This window comes from Rhizobium hidalgonense (genome assembly GCF_002914525.1).
Classification (GTDB): domain Bacteria; phylum Pseudomonadota; class Alphaproteobacteria; order Rhizobiales; family Rhizobiaceae; genus Rhizobium; species Rhizobium hidalgonense.
Window position 1 is genome coordinate 74091 of record NZ_LODW01000082.1, and the last position, 16223, is coordinate 90313.

The window sequence follows — 16223 nt, forward strand, 5'->3', positions numbered from 1 at the left end:
GCCTTTCCGGGAAATCAGCTCTCGTTCGATCGGTCGAAGTTCAGGCCCGCGTCGAGCGTGCGGAGAGGAAGACCTGAGGCTCGAAGGCAAAATCCTTGTCGAAGGGGTAGGTCGGATGCTGCTTGCGCAGCCGCGGCAGGCGCTCGACGAACTGATCGACGACACCTGTCGATAGCGCCATCAGGTTGGGATTGGCGATCGGCGCCAGTTCCGGCGAGAGATAGCCCGATTTGACGACGATGATCCTGGCGCTGTGCGGATCAAGCCCGAGCCGGGTGAAATCGACGATGTTGTGGTAGGGGCGGCGTTTGGCGCAGAGCACGAGATCGATGCCGCCGGTCGAAACCACCGCCTGACGGTCGGCCGGATCCGACGTTTCGTGCAGGAATTTGACGGTGAAGCGGGCATTGACCGGCTTGCTGCCTTTGGTATCGAGCGAGGCGCCGACGCGGAGCTCCAGTTCTGCGCCGATGCCTGCGGCATAACAGGCCTCGGTCGCCGCCTGGTCGGCAATGCCGGCGAAGACCACGCCGGTGGCACCAGCGGCGATCAGCTCCGCCAGCACGTCGGCCCGGTCGCCGACGCCGCCGCCTGTGGGGTTGTCGCCGGATTCGGCAAGCACGACAGGGGCGGTCGGACTTGCGATCGCCCTGGCGACGCATTCCTCGATCGAGCCGGTCTCGCAGCCGAAGACGAAATCTTTGCGTACATCCCAGTAGGCCCTTGCGAGACGTGTGGCCTCCTGCTCCAGCGCGGCGCGGTCGGTGCCGGTCATGATCGCGGCGGCGGTGGCGCGCGGTTCGTCGGCCCAGACGTAACCGACCATCAGCGACGCATCCCAGACGCCGTCGATCCTATCGATCTCAGGCAGCATGGCATAGAGGCTCTTAGCCGGCTCATCGACGGTGCTGGTGCGCTCACCGGGCAGCACGACTGGGATCGGCGCCCAGAGAACGACGGGCCTGACGCCGGATTTCAGGCTCTTCACCAGCATGGAGACGGAGCGGCGCATCGTCTCCTCGACATCGATATGCGGCGCGGTGCGATAGGTCGAATAGATATCGAGTGCATCGATGATGCGCTGGGTGACGTTGCCGTGCAGGTCGTAGCTGGCCGAAACCGTGCACTCCTCGCCGACGAGCTCACGGGCCGCACCGATCCAGTCACCTTCGGCATCCTCCATGCCCTCGACATACATGGCGCCGTGCATGGCGAGATAGAGGCCGTCGAGCGGCAGCATCGGCTTCAGCCGCTCGAGGAATTCGCCTTTGAATGCCTCATAGGTGGCGCGCGAAACTGGGCCGCCGGCAATAGCGCGGGCATGGATCGTCGGCAGGAACTCGGCGTCATAATCCTTGAGGAAGGCGAAATAGGGAGACGCCAGCAGCGCTTCGCCGCGTAATATTCGAAAATCCCTCTCCTCGTTCAGGACGGGATTGTATGTACTGCACTCGGTATGAATGCCACCGACGGCGATGCGCATGGGAAACCTCAGTTGATGTTGGGAGCAATCAGGGAGTTATGGGCGGCGATGCTGACAACCCGGCTCGAGCGCCGGCATCGACGCGCTGGGTGCGGATCGGTGTCGCGCGAAGGAGTTCGTGCTGCGATAAACTGAACATCCAGGATCCGATCCGAAGACGCGTGCTTTTGCCTCGACAATAAGTTTACAAACGAACCAATCAACCAAAATAAATTACAATCTTGATCTTCTAAACCGGCGTCGAGGTCGAAGGTCAATCGGTGAACCTCCGACCGCCTCGGTTTTTCCGTCGGATGCCGGGCCGATTGCTGCCGACAAACGCGGCCGTCGCCATCAAGAAAAATCCCACTTCGGGATCCCGAAATTCCCCCGCTTCGGGATTCCGAAATTCGTCGCGTTTTGGGCGATGTCGCCGCGGGGAAACATCCAATGATTTCAAAACCGCAACCAATTTCGGGATTCCGAAGTGCTATACAGATTATGGTGGGGTCTGGCTGGCCGATGAATTCAGCGAAGCGCTCGACAGGTTCGCCGAACAGGAAGTCGATGCGCCCACCCACTCAGAGGCTGTCCGTCGTATTCTTCGAGGATGGCTATCAGCTCATGGATTCCTGCCAAATGACCTCGGAGGCGTGGCGCAAGGCGTCAAATCAGCTCTTGCGAGGGAGGTCCTCGAGGTTCAACGGCGAAGGCAACCTGTCCTAGAGAATAGGTTTTTGCCCTCGAAAGTTTTTGATATTTACCCTGCATCGCACAACGCGAATAATCAAAAGCACGGCGAAATCGCTCGCGACATTGGGGCATGTCATGGGTAGTAGGACTGACAACGTCGGCCACTATAGGCGGATGCTCAATGAGCCCGCGATTGTTGTCGGGATCGCACATAGGCAGCGCCTGTCAACGAGCGCGCAACCATGAGCTTGCCTGGCTCCAGCAATCCTCTCGAGAGCTCGCCGGATGAGGCAATCGAGGCTCGCCGGGACGAAATACCGGCTGCTGACCACAATCCTGCAAACGAGATGTCGCGCGTTCTGAGGACTGCGCCAATTCATCTTGCGGCAGACCCCTCCGGCGGTGCCATCGCCCACTGGAATCACGGGCCTTTGCATGATGTCGTCGAGCCCATGACCGACCACGTCGTCATGGCTTACAACGGCGCGATACAGCGCATGGAACGGCGGTCCGGAAGATCGATCCAGAGCGGAACGTTTCGTCGCGGAGTTGTGATCATCATCCCGGCGGGATCAAGCTCCCGATGGGATATTCCAAAACCGGTTGATGTCGTTCAGCTCTATCTTCCCCGCTCGACGCTGACGCGCATCGCCGACGAAACCGATACTTTCACGCCGACCGATCTCTTGGAGCGAACGGCGCATCCGGATCTCATTACATCCCGATTGCTCCTGAGCGCAGCCGATGTCCTGGAAGGCAATACGGCACTGGATACACTGTTCAGGCAGCAGTTGACCGACCTTCTGGCCACGCGCCTGCTGGCTGCGCACACAGGCAAGGCACCGAGCTATCAGCCGGCGCTCGGCGGTCTCGCGCCGAGCGTGCTGCGCCGGGCCATCGAACGATTGCGGTCGGACGCCGACGCGGACGTCTCCCTCGGGGCCCTCGCTGCCGATTCAGGGCTGTCGCGTTTTCATTTCTGTCGCGCTTTTAAGGAAAGCACGGGCCTTTCACCTCACAACTGGCTGCGTCAATATCGGCTCGAGCAAGCCATAAACATGCTGCGCGATCCTCAAAAATCGATCGCGTTGGTCGCAGCCTCCCTCGGCTATGCCTCGCAAACAGCATTTGCAGCTGCATTCCGAAAATTGACCGGTGAAACACCGACTGATTGGCGCCGCCGCCACGGCTGACCGTAATCAGCTGTCGCCCTCGCCTCAGATTCCGGACGGTCCCGTTCTTCGCTTCCACGCCATCGGCTCGAGTATGCGGCTATGCCGCGCAATCCGGCATGGCGTTGGTCGCAGCCTCACTTGACTGCGCCTCGCAAACAGCCTCGGCCGCCACATTTCGAAAGCTGGCCAGTAAAACGTTGGCGATGAACTGCTGTGCACCCAACCCCCTAAACCGCAATTGCTCTGCAATGCCGCCAATCCCTCTGGCGCAGTCGTAGACGTGTTTCGCTAAACCACCATTGCACCCATACCAATGGATCCTGCGGCGACAAAGGATGGTCTGGGACACCGATTACGGGTCGGTCGCAACGAAGCGACCCGTAGCGGCTTCATACCCGACTTTAGCAACTGTCCGTCCGGCAATGACGGGCGCCGAAACAAATATTCTCCAAAGGATCAGCACAATGACCTCCATTACAACCAGCGACGGTGTCCAGCTTTTTTACAAGGACTGGGGACCGAAGTCCGCTCAGCCGATCGTCTTTCACCATGGCTGGCCCCTTAGCTCCGACGATTGGGACAATCAAATGCTCTTCTTCCTCGGCAAAGGCTTTCGCGTGATCGCTCATGATCGCCGCGGCCACGGCCGATCGAGCCAGGTGAGCGACGGTCATGACATGGATCACTACGCCTCCGATGTTGCCGCAATGATCGACTACCTCGAACTTCGCAACGCGATCCACGTCGGTCATTCTACCGGCGGTGGTGAGGCCGCGCGGTATGTCGCGCGCTACGGCAAAGGTCGCGTTACCAAACTGATCCTGATTGCGGCCGTGCCGCCATCGATGTTGAAGACCGGCGCCAATCCCGGCGGTTTGCCGATCGAGGCATTCGACGGATTGCGCAGCCAGCTCGCTGCCAACCGTTCGCAGTTCTATCGCGATTTTCCGAGCGGCCCCTTCTACGGTTACAACCGCCCAGGTGCCGAGCCGTCGCAGGCGGTGATTTCAAATTGGTGGCGTCAGGGCATGATGGGCGGCGCGAAAGCGCATTACGAAGGCATTAAGGCATTCTCGGAGACGGATTTCACCGAGGACCTGAAGAGCATCACCGTGCCGACGCTGGTGTTGCATGGCGATGACGACCAGATCGTTCCCATCGGTGCTGCCGCTCCATTGTCGGCGAAGCTCCTGCAGGCCGGCACGCTGAAAATCTACGAGAAACTGCCGCATGGGCTGTGCACGACCCACGCAGATGTCGTCAATGCCGACATACTGGCCTTCATCACCGCCTGAGCGACATCGCTTCACCTATCCGCGCGCCATCGTTACCGACCATCTCGCTGCCCATCGGGAGCAGCAACGGTGACGCGCGGCCTTTTGAAACTACAAACCACGGAGTGAATAACATGAGACTTGTGATTGTAGGCGCCGGGTTCGCCGGCATGTACGCCGCACTTTCCGCAGCCCGCCTGCGCGATATCGAAGGCGTTTCGCCCGAAGAGCTCGAAATCGCGCTGGTGTCCCCGGAACCGACGCTCGTCATCCGCCCCCGGCTTTATGAACCGAAGCCCGAGAGCCTGACGGCACCTTTGCAGGATGTATTCGATGCTGTCGATGTCGCCTACGTGCAGGGCAGTGTCGAAGCGGTCGACACGAAGGTCCGCACCGTAGACGTCGTCGATGCCAAGGGCGAACGAAAGTCCCTCCAGTATCATCGCCTTGTGCTAGCCACCGGCAGCCGGCTGTTCCGTCCGAATATTCCCGGCCTCGCCGAATACGCCTTCAGCGTCGATAACGTCGATGACGCCATTGCCCTTGATCGCCACCTGCACGAGCTTGCGAAGATGCCGGCCTCGGCCGCGCGCGACACAATCGTTGTTGCCGGCGCCGGTTTCACAGGTATCGAGGCGGCGACCGAGATGCCTTCGCGGCTGCGGACCCTGTTCGACAGAACCGCCAATCCGCGTGTCATTATCGTCGACCGCAGCAGCGCGGTAGCCCCCGACATGGGCGAAGGTCCGCGGCCGATCATCGAGGAAGCACTTCGCAAGCTCGGTGTGGAAACGCGGCTCAATGCCGGCGTTTCATCGCTGGATAAATCCGGAGTTACGCTGAGTACCGGCGAGCATATCGAAACCATGACCGTGATCTGGGCGGCAGGCATACGGGCCAATTCGCTGACCACCAAAATTCCCGGCGAGCGTGACAAGTTCGACCGACTGCTGGTCGATGGCTGCCTGCGCGTGCCGTCCGTCCCCGGCGTCTTCGCCACCGGGGACGCGGCGCGCGCCGCTTGCGACGACTGCGGCAACTACGCCCTGATGTCGTGCCAGCACGCCACACGCATGGGCGCCTTCGCGGGCAACAACGCCGCCGCTGAACTGTTGGGCGTGCCGGCTCGGCAATATCATCAGGAGGCCTATGTCACCTGCCTCGACCTCGGCGATGCCGGAGCCCTCTTTACGCGAGGATGGGATCGCAAGGTGGAGATGGTCGGCGAGAAAGCGAAGGCGACCAAGCAGGAGATCAACACCGTCTGGATCTATCCGCCGAAGGCCGAGCGCGCCGCAGCGCTGGCCTCAGCTGATCCGGAGCATGTGACCAAACTGTGACCGGATCCCGAAATGAGGCTGCGCTCTGAATAAGAGCGCAGCTTGCCATTTCCGGCTTGTTCATGACCCGACTCATCTTTCATCGATCATTTCTTCCCCGAGCGCTTTCGGCTCGTAAGCGACCTTTGAAGGCGTGCCGCAAGGAGCAGGCCGCCTGGTTCTCACCCGGAAACCTGCTCGTCTCCCTATTTGCTCAAAACAAGCGTTGCATTTTCCGGTATCGGGAAGTCCGCCGCGTTTTCTGTAAGCCGGTTGAGGCCGAAGCCCCGTGACTCCATCATCCGATGGTCGGAGAGATAGGGTTCAGAATGTGGTAGGAGAACTCTATCCAATCAGCGCGAAGGTGACTGGTGACCTCGGGGCCGAGCAGTTCACTGCCGCTGCCAGGCAGACCGTTGCGCGCTCGCGCATCCCGTGGCCCAGAATGGCTCTCGCGCCGTGGTACCATCGGGGTTGGTGCGGCGCGATGCTTGCCTTGTCAAAGAATGGCCGGGCACGGCACGTGTGCCCGGCCAGATCGCCTATTTCTTGATCGGGAAGGTCAGTTCCTGCTCAGCGGTATCGACCACAAAGACAGCAAGGAGCTTTGCCGGCTCGGTCTTGCTGGCGTTTTCGCTGACACCGTGGCGATCGCCCGGAAATTCTGAAAAGCTTTCACCGGCGCTATAGACAGTGACGGGGCCATCGTTGACCTGACTGCGGATCGCGCCCTCGAGAACGGTCGCGTATATGAAGGCAGACACTGGATGTGTATGGCCCTCCGAGAAACCGCCCGGAGCATATTCGACGAGAACGCCCTTCATGCTCTTGCCGGGTACGTTCGGCAGTTTGTGGTCATAGACCAGCATAACCTTTGCGCCTTCGCCGCCACCCGGCGCATCATGCGCAAGAGCCGAACCTGACAGCAGAGCCGTCAATGCGACGGCAAAAGCCAATGACTTGATCATGTTTATCGTCCTCTCGTGATTTGGAGTAGATCGTATTTTTTCAATAACCTATTGTTTTTATACGTATTTTCTATGTTGGGCGTCGCCATCAAAATGTAGTGCTACGGGCGCATGGGCCGCTTATCAGGCGGCCCATGCGCAACTCGTTACTTTCTGGGCGTTGTCGCAAACCAATCGTCGAAACCGATACGACCGATGCGAGGATGATTGTCGGAGACGAGTGAACCGTCTTCCAGTTTGGTGCCGAAATAGCGGGCATCCGGATCTGCGACAACGGTGCGGGAATCTCCGATCGCTTTGAGGTAGCGCGCGGCGAAATCGCAGAGACGCGCGCGCTCGGGGCCGCAGATTTCGATGATGCCGTTAACCGGCGCGGCAAGGGCCGCGTCAGTCACGAAATCGGCGACGTCGTCGGACGCGATAGGCTGCAGGGAACCTGTCGACAAGCGGGCCGTGTCTCCAACCGTGCCCTCCTGGGCGATGCCGCCGAGAAATTCCATGAACTGTGTGGAACGCACGATGGTGTAGGGAGTACTGGCTTCCCGGATGATCTTTTCCTGGGCGACCTTGGCTCGAAGATAGCCGCTATCCGGCAACCGATCCGTGCCGACGATGGAAAGCGCGATGTGGTGTTTCACACCGGCCTCGATTTCCGCTGCCATCAGGTTCTTGCCGGCCGTTTGAAAGAATTCAAGCACGGCCTTATCCTCGAAGGATGGCGAGTTCGCGAGATCGATCACCACGTCGGTGTTCTTCAGTGCTTCCGCCAAGCCCTCCCCGGTGAAGGTATTAACGCCGGTTTTCGGAGCAGCGGCAATGACCTCATGCCCTTTCTTGCGCAGGCGCTCTGCCGTCTTGGAACCGATCAGGCCGGTTCCGCCGATAATCACGATTTTCATAAGACGCTCCATTTGCTGCGCGCCCATGCGGTGCGCGTTGTTCAATAGGTGGATAGGTGAAGGCCTGGTTGAAGCTCCGACTTGAAGGCCGAGCTGGGCACGGCCTTCAAGTATGCACGCTCTGGTTCGGCCTTAATTCAACAAGCGGTCAGTAGTCCCAGAAGACCGGGACCCAACGAAAGGCGTCGCCGTCGACCGCAACATGGCCAACGGAAGGAAACGGCATATGCGTTGCCACCAGCAGTTCGCCGGTCGCTGCCAGCTCCTGCAAAAGCCGGACCCGAACGCGGGCAGCCTCCTCGGGGTCATGTTCGAAGCCGTTGAACCAGTCGGGATGGTCGAACCCGACCGCGAACACGGCGTCGCCGGCAAACATCAGCCGGTCGTTGCCTGAGGCCACGCGGACCACGCTGTGCCCGGGCGTGTGGCCACCGGTACGAGAGACGACCACGCCCGGCGCCACCTCATGCTCATCCTCGAACAGCCGCAGCTGGCTCTGATAGTCTTTGCTAAACCGTTTGGCAGCTGCCCGCAGCGCGTCAGGGAAGCCCGCCGGCATCGAGACGTGGGAGAAGTCGGGCGACTCCCAAGAATTTGACCTCGGCAGCGGCCACGTGGATCCGCAGGTCCGGATTCAGCTGTTCCTTCACCCCGTCGACGAGCAGCCCGCCAACGTGGTCCATGTGCATATGGGTCAGCACCACGTCGGTCACGGATGCCAGGTCGATGCCGGCGGCAGCCAGCCGCTTCATCAACTGCCCGGCCCGCGGCAAGTTCAAGTCCGGGTCGAGGCCCAGCCCAGCGTCGATGAGGATAGTCTGTCCGCCGCTGCGCACCACGACGACGTTCAGTGCCCAGTCGAAAGCGTCCTGCGGCAGGAACATGTCGCCCAGCCAGGCAGCCCGGGCGGCCGGCTCGGCGTTGTGTCCCAACATCACGGTTGGGAGCGGTAGCACGCCATCGCTGATCACCAGTACGTCAATCTCGCCGATCCGGACCGCGTAGCGCGACGGAACCAGCTCTTCGGGTGCCTGTCTACTGGGATGTGAGGTGTTGTCCAGTTTCATGCTTGCCTCCTGAGTGTTGTTGATCATCTGGTTCATCTTTGAAAACTCCTATGTTCTGTCCTGATGTTAATCCTGGGTGGCTTACGCTTCCCGGGCGGGAGGCGTGGTCAATGCGGGTGAAGTCTTTAGCGATTGGCGACACACTTCATTGCTGGCGTGTCCTCTAATGATCTAGCGAAACCGATCTGCGGCTGCGCCAGAACGATTGCTGCCGCTGCAGAGCAATTGCTGTTGACGCATGCGCATGCGGCAATCGCCCATGGTTTCGCCGGTTTGTTGGGTGCAGCCGCGAGAGAAACGTCCCGCAATGATCCTCAACGACATCCTGGCCTTCGGAATCGTCGTTTACGTGGTTCTCGACTGCTTCGACCGTGGGGTCGGCATCCGAGCTGATCGGGGCATGGGAGACCTTACCCCGACGATGCGCGAGACCGGCGGGCCTGGATTCTGAACAAACCCAACATCAGGTGCTCAGATGGCTTCCGAGGGTTTTTGCCTCGCGGGCGATGAAATCGCAGACCAGTTTTACGCGCAACGGCACGGTGCGACCAAAGGCGTGCAGTGCATTAAAGGGAGCGCTAGGGAACGCAAACTCCGCCGCAAGTGTGACAAGCGTGCCGTCTGCCAGGTCTTTCGCGACCAGACATCGCGCCGGCAGGATGCTGTCGACCGCGCCGTGCAAGAAATCGGTCCGTCGGCTATCGGCTTCGTGGGTGACGCCGCCGACCTGGAAGATCATCGCAGGCTGGCGGACACCGTGAAGAGCCGCTTCGGCGGACTCGACATCTACGTGGCCAATGCTGGGATCATCAATCTCACCACCTCCGCCGAAGTGACTCCGGCAGAATATGACCGGCATTTCGCAATCAATACGCGCGGGGTGTTCTTCGGCGTGCAGACGATCGCCCCTCTGATCCGCGACGGCGGAAACATCATCGTTACGAGCTCGCTGGCGGCCACGAAGGTCCTCCCGGACCATACCGTCTATGCCGGTTCAAAGGCAGCAACCGCCGCCTTTGCGAAAAACTGGGCGATCGAATTCAAGTCGCGGCGGATCCGCGTCAACATCCTGAGCCCGGGACCGGTCGAGACGGAAATCCTCGCCAAGCTGGGCGTATCGGAGGCCGAGCGGCCGGCATTCGAAGATTACATGGCTTCCCTGATCCCCGCCGGCCGTCTCGGCCGACCGGAAGAGTTGGCGCGCGCCGCACTCTTCCTCGCCTCCGATGCAGGAAGCTTTGTCAACGGGATCGAGCTTCATGTCGACGGCGGCATGACCCTGGCTTAAAAGGCCTGCCCTTTGCCAGCCCCAACGGGCTCTACAACCTGTCGAAGCTGTCGGTCTGGTGGCTGAGGCTCGGCAGGTATCGAACGCATCAAGCCATTAACGTTGAACTCGTCGAGGTCGAGGGAAACCTCAGTTATGAGAAGCTGACGCTGACTTCGCCGGCAGGGAATGCGTTGCGGAAGGACCTGTCGGTCCTTCTCCCCTCCGACGCAAGAGTGATCGTAGCGGGTGAGGGCGATGCCGGGAGCACCGCATTGTTCCGGGCCACGGCGGGACTTGGGGCGTCAGGAAATGGACGCATCGTCATTCCCCCGCGACGACATGTTCGCTTTCTTAGCCAGCGCGCCTATTCCGGCCCTGGGAACTCTGCGCCGATCTGGAGAGCGAGCAAGACTGGTCCACCTTGCTTTCGCCGCGCGAACAGCGGCTCGTTGCGCTTGCGAGCGCGATGATCGCGGCACCTTCCTATATCCTTCCGGAGAAAGCCGATGCCGTGTTCGGCCGTGAACTTCTGCCCGACATCCTCAGGCTCCTGGCTGACGAGGAATTGGCTGCGTCAATTTTGCAGAACCGGGTGCTCCGCGTGCAGCCTATGACGCCGTTCTCGACTATCGTTCGGACGGTTCCTGGACGTGGATCGATCAAAAACAGAGGGGGTGACGATCGCGTTCACCCTCTTGCGTCGGCGCCAGCGCGGTTCAGGTTTTCACGGAAATGCAGAGCCGCTCCAACCTTTTGTACTGACGCCAATCCCGGCAAAAGCCTGGGAAAACCGCTTCGCAGTTTTCCTGGAATTGCTGGCCGTCACAACCAGCCGCCTGAAAACCCCGCTCGCCTTAGGCCGACCACGACCGGCTCGCATCGACGCATGACGTTCCACAGCAGGCCTGTTCGGTAATTTTCGATCATCAGGACGACGGGCCCCTGGTCGATGCCGAAATGGTAGGGGCTGACCCACCATGCTTGGTCCTTGTCTTCAATCGCATATGTCGGGTTGAACGATGGCCTGAAGCCGTAGAGGCGTGTCATGCCAAGCTGCATTCGAGCGAAGTTTCGCACGGTCGGGATCACGATTTCCGGAGCGAATGGCAGCGAAGCCACCACGACCCAGGGTGATACGGTGCCGTCATCCGGGCCATAGGGTGCACCACGCGCGATGTAGTCGAAGAATTCCCTGTCGATACCGTCGATGCTCCGCTTCGTCCAGCCGGGGCCGTCACTTGCCGTGAACCCCCAGCAATGTTCGCCGTAGCCTTTGAAGTTCAGCGGATTGCGGATCGCATATTGTTGCTGAACGAAGGTGGCGTGTCGGCTGTTCTGGAAATAGTCGCTGTCATGCGCGCGCATGAAACTGTCGCGAATATCGCGAAAATCGATCCACATATGTGAAAGCTGATGGGTAAAGAGCGGGCCGGAATAGAGCAATTCCCGACCGAAAATATTCCGCCATTCGTAGCTCTCCGTATAGGCTGTGAAGCTTTCCGGCGGCAGCGGGTGGGTCGGCGAGCCGAGCCCGAGGATGTAAAGAAGCAGGCCTTCGTCATAGCCGCGCCAACGATAGGGAATGAAGCCGTTTTCCGGCCGCCAGCCATGCGTAAGCGTCGCGCCGTTATCGCGTGCCCAATTCCAGTCCACGCGCTCGTAGAGCGATTTGGCAAGTGCGCGAACCTTCGCCTCGTCTTCGGTGTCCGCATCGAAGTAGGCAGCGACGGTCAAAGCGCCAGCGAAGAGGAAGGCCGAATCGATCGTTGACAGTTCGCACTGCCAGACCCGTCTCCCCGTCTCAATATCCAGGAAGTGGTAGAAGAAGCCCTTGTAGCCGGACGCGTCCGGTTCCGGCCCCTGGTGGCAGGACATCAGGAATTCCAGTCGGCGCCGGGCGATCTTGGCGGCAAATGCGCGAATGACGATGCCGCGCTCGACGATGACGGGAATCGTGGCAAGCGCCATGCCGACGGCCGCGATACTTGCCGGTGCGCCCGCCTGTGTCTTGTCGCGGACCAATCCGTTGTCCGGATTGGTGCATTGCAGATAGTAGAGCAATGTCGTGAACTGAAGGCGACCGAGATCCTCCTCCGTCGGCATTCGGTTCAGCTCGGGATCGGTGGACAGTAACTCCGACATGACAGGATAACCGAGGAGATCAGATGGTTTCGTCGAGCATCCGGAGGCGACCCTGGTCGGACGCCTCCGGCATGATCGTCTGCGTGCAACGCGTCGCCTAGAGCATTTTCGCTTTTTCTTCGAATCACGAGAATGTTCTATCTCTTTGTTTTCACGCAATTGCCGGCAATAACGCTTCGGCTTTGCCTGGCAAAACCGCTGCACAGTTTTTGCTGGAGTGCTCTAGGCATTGTCCCCCTCCGTAGAGGTCGCCGCGTTCGCTTTTCCCGTGCTCTTGACGCCCCATGTCCAGCTGCTGATCTCGGGCATGTCATCGCCATGCGCCTCGATATATTGCCGATGTTCGATCAGCCTTCCGCGGATCGCCTGCTTGAAATAGGCCGCCCGCGCGCCGAGCTGCGGCAGCCGATCGATGACGTCTTCAACGAGATGAAAGCGATCGAGCTGGTTCAGAACCACCATGTCGAATGGCGTCGTGGTCGTCCCTTCTTCCTTGTAGCCTCGCACATGCAGGTTCTTATGGTTGGTTCGCCGATACGTCAGCCGGTGGATCAGCCAGGGATATCCATGGAATGCGAAGATGATCGGCTTGTCCTTGGTGAACAGCGCATCGAAGTCGGGATCCGAAAGCCCGTGAGGATGTTCGCTCGAAGGCTGCAGCTTCATCAGATTGACGATATTGATGACCCGCACCTTCAATTCAGGAAGGTGCTCACGGATCAGCTGGACGGCTGCGAGCGTCTCCAAGGTCGGCACATCGCCGCAGCAGGCCATGACCACATCCGGTTCCGAGCCGCGGTCATTGCTGGCCCATTCCCAGATGCCGAGACCTTCGGTGCAGTGTTTGATGGCCTCGTCCATCGTCAGCCATTGCGGTGCCGGCTGCTTGCCGGCCACCACGACGTTCACATAATTGCGGCTGCGCAGGCAGTGATCGGTGACGGACAGGAGCGTATTGGCATCCGGCGGAAGATAGACCCGGATAACCTCCGCCTTCTTGTTGATCACATGGTCGATGAAGCCCGGATCCTGATGAGAAAAGCCATTGTGATCCTGCCTCCAGACGTGCGAACTCAGGAAGTAGTTGAGCGAAGCGACCGGTCGCCGCCAGGGAATGTGATTGCACACTTTCAGCCATTTGGCGTGCTGATTGAACATCGAATCGATGATGTGAATGAAGGCTTCGTAGCAGGAGAAGAAGCCGTGGCGCCCGGTCAGCAGATAGCCTTCGAGCCAGCCCTGGCATTGATGCTCGCTTAGGACTTCCATGACGCGTCCGTCGGGCGAAAGGTGATCGTCCTCAGGATAGATCTCGGCCATATAGCAGCGGTCCGTCACCTCCAGCACATCCTGCCAGCGGTTGGAATTGTTCTCGTCGGGGCTGAACAGGCGAAAATTCTTGCTTCTGAGGTTCAGCTTCATCACGTCGCGCAGGAATTTTCCCATGCAGCGGGCCGATTCTGCGGTCACAGATCCGGGCTTGGGCACCTGAACGGCATAGTCTCGGAAATCCGGCATCTTCAGATCGCGCAGCAACAGGCCGCCATTTGCATGCGGATTGTCGCTCATCCGGCGATGTCGGGTCGGCGCCAGCGCCGCCAGTTCAGCCCGCAACCTGCCGTCGCCGTCGAAAAGCTCTTCGGGCCTGTAGGTCTTCATCCAGTGTTGAAGCACCTTGATATGCTCAGGTTTGTCCATATCGCCCATCGGAACCTGGTGCGAACGCCAATAATCTTCGCATTTCTTGCCGTCGATTTCGGAAGGGCAAGTCCAGCCCTTCGGTGTGCGGAAGACGATCATCGGCCAGGCCGGGCGGCGGACATTTTTCTTGTTCCGCGCTTCGGCCCAGATCGTCTTGATCGCCGCGACGGCCGTATCCATGGCTGCGGCAAGCTGCTGCTGCACCTGGTCGGGCTCGTGGCCTTCCACGAAGAGAGGCGCATATCCCATGCCCTCGAAGAACTTCGCCAATTCCTCCTTGGGAATACGGGCGAGGAAGCAGGGATTGGCGATCTTGTAGCCATTGAGGTGCAGGATAGGCAGAACGCAGCCGTCACGGGCAGGATTGAGGAATTTGTTGCCATGCCATCCCGTCGCGAGCGGCCCGGTTTCGGCTTCGCCGTCACCGACGACGCAGGCGACGATCAGATCGGGATTGTCGAAGGCCGCGCCATAGGCGTGGCTGAGCGCATAACCGAGTTCGCCACCTTCATGGATACTCCCCGGTGTTTCGGGAGCGACGTGGCTGGGGATGCCGCCGGGAAAGCTGAACTGCTTGAACAGTCCTTTCATTCCCTCCTCATCCTGGCCGATATTCGGGTAGAACTCGCTGTAGGTTCCTTCCAGATAGGCATGCGCAACAAGCGACGGCCCGCCGTGGCCGGGGCCGATCACATAGATCATGTTGAGATCGTCCCGCTTGATCACCCGATTGAGGTGCACATAGAGCATGTTGAGGCCGGGCGAGGTTCCCCAATGGCCGAGCAGCCGCGGCTTGATATGCGCGCGTGCGAGCGGTTTTTTGAGCAACGGGTTGTCGAGCAGATAGATCTGCCCGACCGACAGATAGTTCGATGCCCGCCAGTAAGCGTCCATCAGGCGGAGCTCCTTGGCCGAAAGCGTTATTTTTCCCTCTGCCGTTGTCGAGGCTGGTTTGTTCATCACTGTCGTGTCAGGTGAAGCCATCTCACTCTCCCAATCAAAATGACATTGCTGAATCTCGCTGCTCGATTTCACGAAGGCCGGCTCAGTCTCGTGTCGATGCGACGGCGAGCTGCCAAATTTCCGCTTCCGGCCAATTTTCCGCTTCGGTATGAGCTGGCGAATGCATCAGCGAGGAGGAGGTTCCGGGAAATGCTCCACCACGCCGCGAACTCCGTGGATGCCCTCTGCCAGAATCCGCGCAGCTCGGCGGCCGGCCGGCGTCTCGACTTTACCCCAAAAATGCACGATCCCTTCAGTAACCGTGACCGACACCTCCAAATCTTCCAGGCCGGTATTTTCGCCGAGCCGGACAAGAATGCTTCGTCGGATGGCTTCGTCGCCGGCTGCCGTATCGTCCGGTCTTGCCAAGTAAATGACCTGCAGGAGGTCGGCGCGGCTGACGATGCCGACGAGTTTGCCGTCCCGCAGGACAGGAATGCGCTTGATGCCGCGGTCCTGCATGAGCACGGCGACACGGAAAAGGGGTGCTTCCTCGTCGATAACAACCGGATCGGGCGTCATGACGTCGCCCACTCTCCATGCGCACCGCTTGATAAAAGCGTTCGCCCTGTCGTCGGGCCCAAGTCCCATGTCCGCCTTCAGGACAAATGCCCCGTTCGACAGTTCCGTTCGACGGATCAGATCACCTTCGCTGATGACCCCCAGCACGCACCCATCATGGTCAACGACGGGAACGCCGCTTACATGCTGATCGGACATCAGCTTGGCAGCATGCCGAACGCTATTGTCAGGTGATAGTGTGACGACCGTCGTCGTCATTACGTCTTTGACGAGCATGTCGATCTAACTCCGGCTAAGTCCGATCAAGCCTCATTGCTACTTGAAGGACGCTGAAGGAGTGGCCTTTTTCACAAAAACCGCTGCGTCGAAAAACCTACGTTGCGCAGACGATCAAATTGTCGCCGCGCGCTTTTTCCGCCCCTCGCTGAACTCGGTAAAGTTTAGGCAGATAGCCGCATAGTTTGCATTGAGCAGGATCAATCGATACGCCGCGATTGGGCAAACCGGAGTTTCTCTGCGAAAACAGACGGGCCAAACGTCTGAAGACGAACGATGGCGGGATTCATGCGGCGACGGCGTGGCGACGCGGACAACCCGTTCGAGGTTGTTACCTATGTCTTCGGTATGGAGAAGAGAGAAACTGGAGCGGGCGAAGGGATTCGAACCCTCGACCCCAACCTTGGCAAGGTTGTGCTCTACCCCTGAGCTACACCCGCTCAATCCACATCG

At 59.8% G+C, this 16223-nt stretch carries 12 protein-coding genes, 1 tRNA gene and 1 pseudogene; 5 read left to right on the forward strand and 9 right to left on the reverse strand.

What is annotated here, in order from left to right; all coding sequences use genetic code 11:
* Positions 1 to 40 precede the first annotated feature (40 nt).
* Together ATY29_RS25505 and ATY29_RS36995 are read right to left on the reverse strand one after the other, a co-directional pair.
* Positions 41 to 1483, reverse strand: coding sequence for a M81 family metallopeptidase (locus ATY29_RS25505; RefSeq protein ID WP_097533237.1), 1443 nt, complete (start codon positions 1481 to 1483; stop codon positions 41 to 43).
* Between the two features lie 8 nt (positions 1484 to 1491).
* Positions 1492 to 2043 carry a hypothetical protein gene (locus ATY29_RS36995; protein WP_165779359.1) on the reverse strand — a complete coding sequence of 184 codons (552 nt, stop codon included), beginning with the start codon at positions 2041 to 2043 and terminating at the stop codon, positions 1492 to 1494.
* Positions 2044 to 2397: 354 nt separating this feature from the next.
* Here ATY29_RS36995 and ATY29_RS25515 point away from each other — a divergent pair, with 354 nt between their 5' ends.
* The 3 genes from ATY29_RS25515 (at position 2398) to ATY29_RS25530 (ending at position 5944) form a co-directional block, all read left to right on the forward strand.
* Positions 2398 to 3348, forward strand: coding sequence for a helix-turn-helix domain-containing protein (locus ATY29_RS25515; protein ID WP_097533239.1), 951 nt, complete (start codon positions 2398 to 2400; stop codon positions 3346 to 3348).
* Between the two features lie 446 nt (positions 3349 to 3794).
* The gene (locus ATY29_RS25525; protein WP_097533240.1) at positions 3795 to 4625 is read left to right on the forward strand and encodes an alpha/beta fold hydrolase; all 831 of its coding nucleotides are present in this window, start codon (positions 3795 to 3797) and stop codon (positions 4623 to 4625) included.
* A gap of 113 nt (positions 4626 to 4738) precedes the next feature.
* Positions 4739 to 5944: an NAD(P)/FAD-dependent oxidoreductase gene (locus ATY29_RS25530; RefSeq protein ID WP_097533241.1), complete on the forward strand. Its 1206-nt coding sequence runs from the start codon at positions 4739 to 4741 to the stop codon at positions 5942 to 5944.
* A gap of 521 nt (positions 5945 to 6465) precedes the next feature.
* On the opposite strand, the gene ATY29_RS25535 is transcribed toward ATY29_RS25530, so the two are convergent.
* From ATY29_RS25535 to ATY29_RS25545, 3 genes and pseudogenes are all read right to left on the reverse strand, one after another.
* A complete protein-coding gene (locus tag ATY29_RS25535) occupies positions 6466 to 6891 on the reverse strand; it encodes a cupin domain-containing protein (RefSeq protein ID WP_097533242.1) in 426 nt (141 codons plus the stop codon).
* 146 nt (positions 6892 to 7037) lie between these two features.
* Positions 7038 to 7790: an SDR family oxidoreductase gene (locus ATY29_RS25540; RefSeq protein ID WP_097533243.1), complete on the reverse strand. Its 753-nt coding sequence runs from the start codon at positions 7788 to 7790 to the stop codon at positions 7038 to 7040.
* A 148-nt stretch (positions 7791 to 7938) separates the two neighbouring features.
* Positions 7939 to 8893: pseudogene (locus ATY29_RS25545) on the reverse strand (MBL fold metallo-hydrolase).
* 271 nt (positions 8894 to 9164) lie between these two features.
* Here ATY29_RS25545 and ATY29_RS37000 point away from each other — a divergent pair.
* Both ATY29_RS37000 and ATY29_RS25560 read left to right on the forward strand, forming a co-directional pair.
* Entirely contained in the window at positions 9165 to 9308 is a 144-nt protein-coding gene (locus ATY29_RS37000) for a hypothetical protein (protein WP_003567476.1), read from the forward strand.
* A 24-nt stretch (positions 9309 to 9332) separates the two neighbouring features.
* Positions 9333 to 10145 (forward strand): SDR family NAD(P)-dependent oxidoreductase, encoded by an 813-nt coding sequence (locus tag ATY29_RS25560; RefSeq protein ID WP_342210732.1) that lies wholly within the window; start codon positions 9333 to 9335, stop codon positions 10143 to 10145.
* 804 nt (positions 10146 to 10949) lie between these two features.
* On the opposite strand, the gene ATY29_RS25570 is transcribed toward ATY29_RS25560, so the two are convergent.
* From ATY29_RS25570 to ATY29_RS25585, 4 genes are all read right to left on the reverse strand, one after another.
* Positions 10950 to 12269: a glucoamylase family protein gene (locus tag ATY29_RS25570; protein ID WP_037091812.1), complete on the reverse strand. Its 1320-nt coding sequence runs from the start codon at positions 12267 to 12269 to the stop codon at positions 10950 to 10952.
* A 222-nt stretch (positions 12270 to 12491) separates the two neighbouring features.
* Positions 12492 to 14930, reverse strand: a complete 2439-nt coding sequence (locus ATY29_RS25575; protein WP_097533245.1) for a phosphoketolase family protein — start codon at positions 14928 to 14930, stop codon at positions 12492 to 12494.
* Between the two features lie 168 nt (positions 14931 to 15098).
* Positions 15099 to 15770 carry a CBS domain-containing protein gene (locus ATY29_RS25580; RefSeq protein WP_003567466.1) on the reverse strand — a complete coding sequence of 224 codons (672 nt, stop codon included), beginning with the start codon at positions 15768 to 15770 and terminating at the stop codon, positions 15099 to 15101.
* A gap of 365 nt (positions 15771 to 16135) precedes the next feature.
* Positions 16136 to 16210, reverse strand: a tRNA-Gly gene (locus ATY29_RS25585).
* Positions 16211 to 16223 lie beyond the last annotated feature (13 nt).

Excerpts from the sequence above, each read along its gene's own strand:
- ATY29_RS25505 (WP_097533237.1), bottom strand. The coding sequence starts at position 1,483 with ATGCGCATCGCCGTCGGTGGCATTCATACCGAGTGCAGTACATACAAT.
- ATY29_RS25515 (WP_097533239.1), top strand. The coding sequence starts at position 2,398 with ATGAGCTTGCCTGGCTCCAGCAATCCTCTCGAGAGCTCGCCGGATGAG.
- ATY29_RS25525 (WP_097533240.1), top strand. The coding sequence starts at position 3,795 with ATGACCTCCATTACAACCAGCGACGGTGTCCAGCTTTTTTACAAGGAC.
- ATY29_RS25530 (WP_097533241.1), top strand. The coding sequence starts at position 4,739 with ATGAGACTTGTGATTGTAGGCGCCGGGTTCGCCGGCATGTACGCCGCA.
- ATY29_RS25535 (WP_097533242.1), bottom strand. The coding sequence starts at position 6,891 with ATGATCAAGTCATTGGCTTTTGCCGTCGCATTGACGGCTCTGCTGTCA.
- ATY29_RS25540 (WP_097533243.1), bottom strand. The coding sequence starts at position 7,790 with ATGAAAATCGTGATTATCGGCGGAACCGGCCTGATCGGTTCCAAGACG.
- ATY29_RS37000 (WP_003567476.1), top strand. The coding sequence starts at position 9,165 with ATGATCCTCAACGACATCCTGGCCTTCGGAATCGTCGTTTACGTGGTT.
- ATY29_RS25560 (WP_342210732.1), top strand. The coding sequence starts at position 9,333 with ATGGCTTCCGAGGGTTTTTGCCTCGCGGGCGATGAAATCGCAGACCAG.
- ATY29_RS25570 (WP_037091812.1), bottom strand. The coding sequence starts at position 12,269 with ATGTCGGAGTTACTGTCCACCGATCCCGAGCTGAACCGAATGCCGACG.
- ATY29_RS25575 (WP_097533245.1), bottom strand. The coding sequence starts at position 14,930 with ATGAACAAACCAGCCTCGACAACGGCAGAGGGAAAAATAACGCTTTCG.
- ATY29_RS25580 (WP_003567466.1), bottom strand. The coding sequence starts at position 15,770 with ATGCTCGTCAAAGACGTAATGACGACGACGGTCGTCACACTATCACCT.